At 67.3% G+C, this 6621-nt stretch carries 9 protein-coding genes and 1 pseudogene; 7 read left to right on the top strand and 3 right to left on the bottom strand.

Annotation, left to right across the window (positions count from 1 at the left end; all coding sequences use genetic code 11):
- The 3 genes and pseudogenes from HLH34_RS17645 to secF form a co-directional block, all read left to right on the top strand.
- Nucleotides 1–300, top strand: a pseudogene (locus tag HLH34_RS17645) (PA0069 family radical SAM protein); the annotation flags it as partial.
- 204 nt (nt 301–504) lie between these two features.
- Nucleotides 505–2061, top strand: a complete 1557-nt coding sequence (gene secD / locus HLH34_RS17640) for a protein translocase subunit SecD (protein ID WP_183120874.1) — start codon at nt 505–507, stop codon at nt 2059–2061.
- Nucleotides 2062–2072: 11 nt separating this feature from the next.
- Complete coding sequence (secF, locus tag HLH34_RS17635) at nt 2073–3020, top strand: protein translocase subunit SecF (protein WP_183120873.1); 948 nt, start codon at nt 2073–2075, stop codon at nt 3018–3020.
- Here secF and HLH34_RS17630 read toward each other — a convergent pair.
- Both HLH34_RS17630 and mscL read right to left on the bottom strand, forming a co-directional pair.
- On the bottom strand, nt 2947–3399 hold the full coding sequence (locus HLH34_RS17630; RefSeq protein WP_183120872.1) for a hypothetical protein: 453 nt from the start codon (nt 3397–3399) through the stop codon (nt 2947–2949). The genes secF and HLH34_RS17630 overlap by 74 nt on opposite strands.
- A gap of 107 nt (nt 3400–3506) precedes the next feature.
- Nucleotides 3507–3980 carry a large conductance mechanosensitive channel protein MscL gene (mscL, locus tag HLH34_RS17625; RefSeq protein ID WP_183120871.1) on the bottom strand — a complete coding sequence of 158 codons (474 nt, stop codon included), beginning with the start codon at nt 3978–3980 and terminating at the stop codon, nt 3507–3509.
- 219 nt (nt 3981–4199) lie between these two features.
- Between mscL and rpmE the strand changes: the two genes are divergently transcribed.
- The 3 genes from rpmE to HLH34_RS17610 all read left to right on the top strand — a co-directional run bounded on the left by rpmE (nt 4200) and on the right by HLH34_RS17610 (nt 5999).
- Nucleotides 4200–4430, top strand: a complete 231-nt coding sequence (gene rpmE, locus HLH34_RS17620) for a 50S ribosomal protein L31 (RefSeq protein ID WP_182942920.1) — start codon at nt 4200–4202, stop codon at nt 4428–4430.
- A 236-nt stretch (nt 4431–4666) separates the two neighbouring features.
- Nucleotides 4667–5188: an Hsp20 family protein gene (locus tag HLH34_RS17615; protein ID WP_183120870.1), complete on the top strand. Its 522-nt coding sequence runs from the start codon at nt 4667–4669 to the stop codon at nt 5186–5188.
- Between the two features lie 232 nt (nt 5189–5420).
- The gene (locus HLH34_RS17610) at nt 5421–5999 is read left to right on the top strand and encodes a DUF1013 domain-containing protein (protein ID WP_183120869.1); all 579 of its coding nucleotides are present in this window, start codon (nt 5421–5423) and stop codon (nt 5997–5999) included.
- 71 nt (nt 6000–6070) lie between these two features.
- Here the strand turns inward: HLH34_RS17610 and HLH34_RS17605 are convergent, their stop codons facing one another.
- Nucleotides 6071–6241, bottom strand: a complete 171-nt coding sequence (locus tag HLH34_RS17605) for a YdcH family protein (RefSeq protein WP_182942926.1) — start codon at nt 6239–6241, stop codon at nt 6071–6073.
- A 161-nt stretch (nt 6242–6402) separates the two neighbouring features.
- On the opposite strand from HLH34_RS17605, the gene HLH34_RS17600 reads away from it, so the two are divergent.
- Nucleotides 6403–6603, top strand: coding sequence for a YdcH family protein (locus tag HLH34_RS17600; RefSeq protein ID WP_183120868.1), 201 nt, complete (start codon nt 6403–6405; stop codon nt 6601–6603).
- The last annotated feature ends 18 nt before the right edge of the window (nt 6604–6621 follow it).

Genomic DNA, 6621 nt, shown 5'->3' with positions numbered 1-6621 from the left:
CTGCTGCGCCTGCCGCAAGAGGTCGCCCCGCTGTTCGAGGACTGGATCGTCCGCCATTATCCCGACCGGGCGGCGCGGGTGCTGGCGCGCATCCGCGAGACACGGAACGGCGCGCTGAACGATTCGACCTTCGGGCGGCGCTATCGCGGCCAGGGCGTCTATGCCGACCTGCTGCGCCAGCGGTTCGCGCTCGCCTGCCGCAGGCTGGGTCTGAACCAGGGACGCGACGCCCCGCTCGACTGCACGCGGTTCGCGCCCCCGCCCCTGCCCCGTCAGGACCGGCAGCTGGCCCTGTTCTGATGCGCCCGCCAACTCTTCATCGACATCCGGAACGGGGACGAAATGGGTGGATTCGGCGCAAGGGCGGCCCCGGGCGGTTGCATCCTGCGCCATGGCCCGGCATGTTCCCGCCGTCATTGTGGCATGCCTGGGGCACGCCCGATGGCGACGGACGCGCAACAGGGAGCCGGCTCGGGCCGGGCGTGAGGAGCACCCCCTTCAGTCATGATGTACTACAGCCGGCTCAAGATGGCCTCGGTCGTCGCCGTATGCCTTCTGGGAGTGGTGCTCTGCCTTCCCAACGCCCTGCGCCAGCCCTCGGCCGCGCTGCCGTGGCGGCAGATCCATCTGGGTCTGGACCTGCGCGGCGGGTCGTACCTGCTGATGCAGGTGGATATGCCGAGCATCACCTCCGACCGCCTCCAGACTCTGGCCGACGGAACACGCCAGGCCCTGCTGGGCGCCGGGCTGGGCTATCGCGACATCGCGACCAGTGCGCAGGCGGGCACGGTGACCTTCACCCCCCGCGACCCGTCCGAGACCGAGGCCGACCTGAAGGCCCTGCGAGCCATGCCCACCGCGGTGCCAGGCGAATTCTCGGTCGACCGGCGCCCCGACGGCAGCATCGCCATAACCCTGTCCCCGACCGCCATGCACGAACGCGCGCGTGAAGCCGTCACCCAGTCGATCGAGATCGTGCGCCGGCGCATCGACGCCACCGGCGCGGTGGACCCCGAGATCACCCGCCAGGGCGACGACCGCATCGTGGTCGAACTGCCGGGCATCAGCGATCCGGAGCATGTGAAGCGGCTGCTGGGCACCACCGCGAAGATGACCTTCCACATGGTGCAGGACAACGCCCTGGGCACCGTCGCCGGTCCCGGCGTCACGCTGCTGCCGATGGTCAACGCGCCGGACCAGAAACTGCCGATCCTCGATCATGTCGAGGTCGACGGGTCGGACCTGACCAACGCCGGGGCCGCCATCGACCAGCAGACCGGCGAATGGGCCGTCAATTTCAGCTTCGATTCGGTGGGCGCGCGCGCCTTCGCCGCGACGACGCAGGCGAATATCGGCCACCGCTTCGCCATCGTGCTGGACAACAAGGTCGTCCAGGCGCCGGTGATCCGCAGCGCCATTACCGGCGGCAACGGCCAGATCGTCGGCGGCTTCGACGCTCAGTCGGCCACCGATCTTGCGCTGCTGCTGCGGGCGGGCGCCTTGCCCGCCCCGCTCTCGGTGATCGAACAGCGTTCGATCGGGCCGTCGCTGGGCGCTGATTCGATCCGTGCCGGGGCCTTGAGCCTGGGCGCCGGTTTCGTGCTGGTGATCGCCTTCATGGGCCTGTTCTATGGCCGGTTCGGCTGGTACGCGAATGTCGCCCTGCTGGCGAACCTGGTGCTGATGGCGGCCCTGCTGTCGCTGTTCCAGGCCACGCTGACCCTGCCGGGCATGGCGGGCATGCTGCTGACCCTGGGCATGGCGGTCGACGCCAACATCCTGATCAACGAACGCATCCGCGAGGAAGTCGGCCGGGGCCGCACCGCCTTGGCGGCGATGCAGGCCGGGTTCGAACGCGCGACCTCGACCATCGTGGACAGCAACGCCACCGCGCTGCTGGCCCACGTCATGCTGTTCGTCTTCGGCACCGGCCCGGTGCGCGGCTTCGCCCTGACCATCACGATCGGCATCGTGACGACGCTGTTCACCACTCTGCTGCTGTCGCGGATGCTGATGGTGCGCTGGTACGCCCGCACCCGTCCCACTGTCCTGCCGGTCTGAGGCGCCCCGTCATGTTCGAACGTCCCCTTCTGCGCTTCGTGCCGCGTGGCACCCGGATCAACTTCATGCGGGGCCGCTTCCTCGGCCTCGCCACCTCGGCGGTGCTGTCGATCGCATCGCTGATCCTGTTCTTTCACCCCGGCCTGACGCTGGGGCTGGATTTCCGCGGCGGCATCGTCGTCGAGGCCCGCACCCAGGGGCCCGCCGACTTCGCCCGGATCCGCGCGGCCCTGGCCACCCAGCATGTCGAGGCCGCCGGCCTGCAATCGTTCGGCGCCCCCGACGACGTGCTGATTCGCATGGACACCCCGCCGGCCAACGCCCCGGACCGCGAGGCCCGGACCCAGGCCATGGTCGATTCGGTGCGCCATGCCATCGCCACCCTGCCCGGCGCGCAGGTCCTGCGCGCGGACGCGGTCGGGGCCTCGGTCTCGGCCGAGCTGTTCCGCAACGGCATGCTGGCGCTGGGCATCAGCCTGCTGATGATCCTGGCCTATATCTGGTTCCGCTTCGAATGGGAGTTCGCGGTCAGCGCCGTCATCACGCTGGTGCTGGACCTGACCAAGACGATCGGCTTCCTGGTGCTGACGCATTTCGAATTCGACCTGGTGATGGTCGCGGCGATTCTGACGATCCTGGGCTATTCCACCAACGACAAGGTGGTGGTGTACGACCGGGTGCGGGAAAACCTGCGCAAATACCGCACCATGCCCCTGGCCGAACTGCTCGATCTGTCGATCAACGAGACCCTGAGTCGTACGCTCGGTACCTCGTCCACCGTCTTCCTCGCCGCCCTGCCGCTGGCGCTGTTCGGCGGGGCCAGCCTGTCGGGTTTCGCCTGGGTGATGCTGTTCGGGATCGTCGTCGGGACCTCGTCCTCGATCTTTATCGCGGCGCCGCTGCTGCTGCTTCTGGGGGAACGGCGGCTGCGGCGCGACGCGCAGCGTCCCGCGCGCTGACATCCCCGGGCGGCAGGCAGGGCACATTCGTCCCGCCGTCCGCCTGGCCGACACAGGCCAGCATCGTCTCGATGGCCTGACGTGCCCGGCGCTGACCATCCGCCGAGGGATGCAGCACGTTCTGCGCCGTGACGTAGCGGGCATGGAGCGTGCTGGTGAGCATGTCGCGCGCCTGGTCGTGCAGGATATGCCCCGACGACAGGCGGCCGCTGACGATGCCCTCGGCAATGAAATAGGTATCGACGGTCAGATACGCCTGCGCCGCCGGCGACAGGTGCGTCATCGCCGGGGGCGATGCCTGGCAGCCCCCCAGCAGAAGACCGCCGGCAAGGGCCAGCAACGCGATCGGTCCCGGTCGCGAAACCGCATCGGGGTGCATGGGAAATATCCTCATCGTCCCCCGACTGTAGCATGCCCGGCCGCGCTCGGCGCAACCGCCGTCACCCGGCTGCGCCGAGCGCCTCCCCCAAACGGGGGATCGCGGGATCAGGCGGTCGGGGCCGGGTGATCCTTGGCGGCCAGGATATCGCGGATGTCCTGCAGCAGGACCTCGCTGCGCGGCGGCGGGGGCGGCGCGGCCGGGGCGGCCTCATGCTTCACCGTCAGCTTGTTGACCAGCTTCACGACCCAGAAGATGACGAATCCGATGATCACGAACTGGATCACCGCGTTCAGGAACAGGCCCACGTTGATCGTGACCGACCCGGCCTTCTGCGCATCGGCCAGCGTCGGCAGGTGGGGCCCCTTGAGGGTGATGAAGAAATTGGTGAAATCGATGCCGCCGATCAGCAGACCAAGCAGCGGGGTGAAGACGTCCTTGACCAGACTGTTCACGATCCCGGTGAAGGCGGCGCCGATGATGACACCGACGGCCAGGTCGACGACGTTCCCGCGCATGAGGAACGTGCGAAATTCGGAAACCCATCCCGGGGCGTGGATGGACGTGGGCTTGAGTGTCATGGTTTCTCCTTTTCCTTCACCTTACAATCGGTTGATAGCAACCCCGGTTCGCCGGCAGGAACAGGAAAACACTACCGCAGGTGGCAATATGGCGGATTTCGTGCGTCCGCACCCCCGATGCGGGGCCCAGATAGACGTTGATCCCGCGACGGCCGTCGTCTATACGCCCACGCAAACGCCCCCGGTCGGCATCGGCGGGCCCAGCACGAAGGTTTTACGATGAAATCCGGCATCCACCCCGCCTACCACGAAATCAACGTCATCATGACGGACGGCACCGAATACAAGACGCGGTCCTGCTACGGCCAGCCGGGCGCCACCCTGCGCCTGGACATCGACCCGAAGTCGCATCCGGCCTGGACCGGCGTGCAGCGCATGCTCGACACCGGGGGCCAGGTCGCGAAGTTCAACAAGAAGTTCGGCGGTCTGGGCCGCCGCGCCAAGGCGTAAGCCAAGGCCTGGCGCATGTGACCCGATCGTTCGGGTCTCAGGCGCCGGCATCGCCGCTGCCGCCACGATCGCAGGATCATGGACCTCGGAAACCCCGCCCCTTGAAAGAGGGCGCGGGGTTTCTCACGTAAGGACTGCCGGAACGCCAATCGGGTTCCGGAAACGCACGCAAGGCCCGCTCGCCGAGGGGTCACGTGACAGACCTTGCTACAGACCTTGCTGATGAGGAGGTTGACATGACTTACGATTTCGCGCCGCTGTTCCGCACGGCCATTGGTTTCGACCGGCTTGCGCGCCTGGTCGACAACGCAGCCCAGAGCGCATCCGCCCCGTCCTACCCGCCCTACAATATCGAACGGGTGGGGGACGACAGCTACGTCCTGACCATGGCCGTCGCCGGCTTCGGCTCGGACGATATCGAACTGACGGTGCAGGACAATACGCTGATCGTCGCCGGACGGGTCGGCCACATCCCCCCGGCGGGCGAGATCCTGCATCGCGGCATCGCCACCCGCGCGTTCGAACGCCGCTTCGTGCTGGCCGACCATATCCTGGTCGAAGGCGCCGACCTGACGAACGGATTGCTCAGGATCACGATCAGGCGCTTCATCCCCGAGGCCATGAAGCCCCGGCGGATTACCGTCACGTCCGGCGTCCCGCTTCCGGCTTCCGCCGACGCGGCGCAGGTCGCGCCCCCGGTCGCGCCGGCGGCGAATGACGGCGCCGGCGTCACGGGCCAGACGGAACACGCCGCCTGAATTGGCGGCCGCATCATCCCTGATCACGGCAAAGGGGCCGGCCGGATGGCCGGCCCTTTTTTTGTTTCCCGCCCCCAGGCGCAATCGCGCCCTTGACCACCGCCCCCGCCCGGCCCCATATCCTTCGACACGTCATCGCGCGCCAGCAGGCACGCAGGACGGCCCGGCCACGGGGCGTCGACTGGGAGGTGCCTGCGCGGGCGCCACCCATACGCAGTAGGACTCCGTTGCCATGAACGCACTGCCCCTGATGCCGAAGGCCACCGCCGTGTGGCTGATCGAAAAGACCGCGCTGACCTTCACCCAGATCGCCGAATTCTGCGGCATGCATCCGCTGGAGGTCCAGGCCATCGCCGATGGCGAGGTCGCGCAGGGCATCGTCGGGTACGACCCGGTCGCCAACCACCAGATCCGCCAGGAAGACATCGCCCGCTGCGAGGCGAATCCCGACCTTCGGCTGAAGATTCTGACGACGTCGAACCCGATCCACCGCCGGTCCAAGGGCGCGCGCTACACCCCCGTGGCCAAGCGCAACGACCGTCCGGACGCCATCGCCTTCATCCTGCGCAATTTCCCGCAGTTGTCGGAACAGCAGGTCGTCAAGCTGCTGGGCACCACCAAGGACACCATCGCCAAGGTGCGCGACCGCCAGCATTGGAACAGCGCGAACATCAAGCCGCGTGATCCCGTCATCCTGGGCCTGTGCAGCCAGACCGACCTGAACGCCATGGTCCAGGCCGCCAATGACCGCCTGGCGCGCGAAGGCCAGGCCGTCCCCGCCCCGATCCAGATCGACGAGGACGTGGCCTGATCCGGCTGCCGGCCGACCGGGGGCGCATGTCCCCGGCTTGGCCGGCCCGCTTCGTCAGCCCGCCCGCTTCGTCAACCGGTATGCGACAGGCGTTCGATTTCTTCCTTGATCCGCAGTTTTTCGATCTTGAGGCGCCGCAGGGTGCCGATATCGGGCATGGGCCGCCGGTCCTCATCGAAAATCCTGTCGTCGAGGCGGGCATGACGCAGTCTGAGACTGTGAATCCGGGCTTCGTAGGACATGGGACCTCCAGAAGGTCTGCGTTTCGACCCGGTCAGCCTATGCCAGCGTCCTGCCGTCCGAGCATGCTAAATTTGCAGGACTCGGCAGTTGGGTCATGCATCTCGCCATCCGGGCGGGAATGGATAGAATAGACCCGTGACCACATGATAGACGGGGCCATATGCTGACAGACCGGGATACCCTGCTTCGGAAGCTGCACGAACTGCGCAGCGAACACCGTGACCTCGACACTGTCATCAGCCGGCTGGCGCCGCACCCGGTGGATCAGCTCCAGATCCAGCGCCTGAAGAAGCGCAAGCTGCTTCTGAAGGACGAGATCGCATGGCTGGAAAGCCGCCTGATCCCCGACAGCATCGCCTGACGTCCATCATTTCCACCG

This window comes from Gluconacetobacter azotocaptans, from assembly GCF_014174355.1.
Classification (GTDB): Bacteria; Pseudomonadota; Alphaproteobacteria; order Acetobacterales; family Acetobacteraceae; genus Gluconacetobacter; species Gluconacetobacter azotocaptans.
This window is presented reverse-complemented; position numbering and strand designations above follow the sequence as displayed.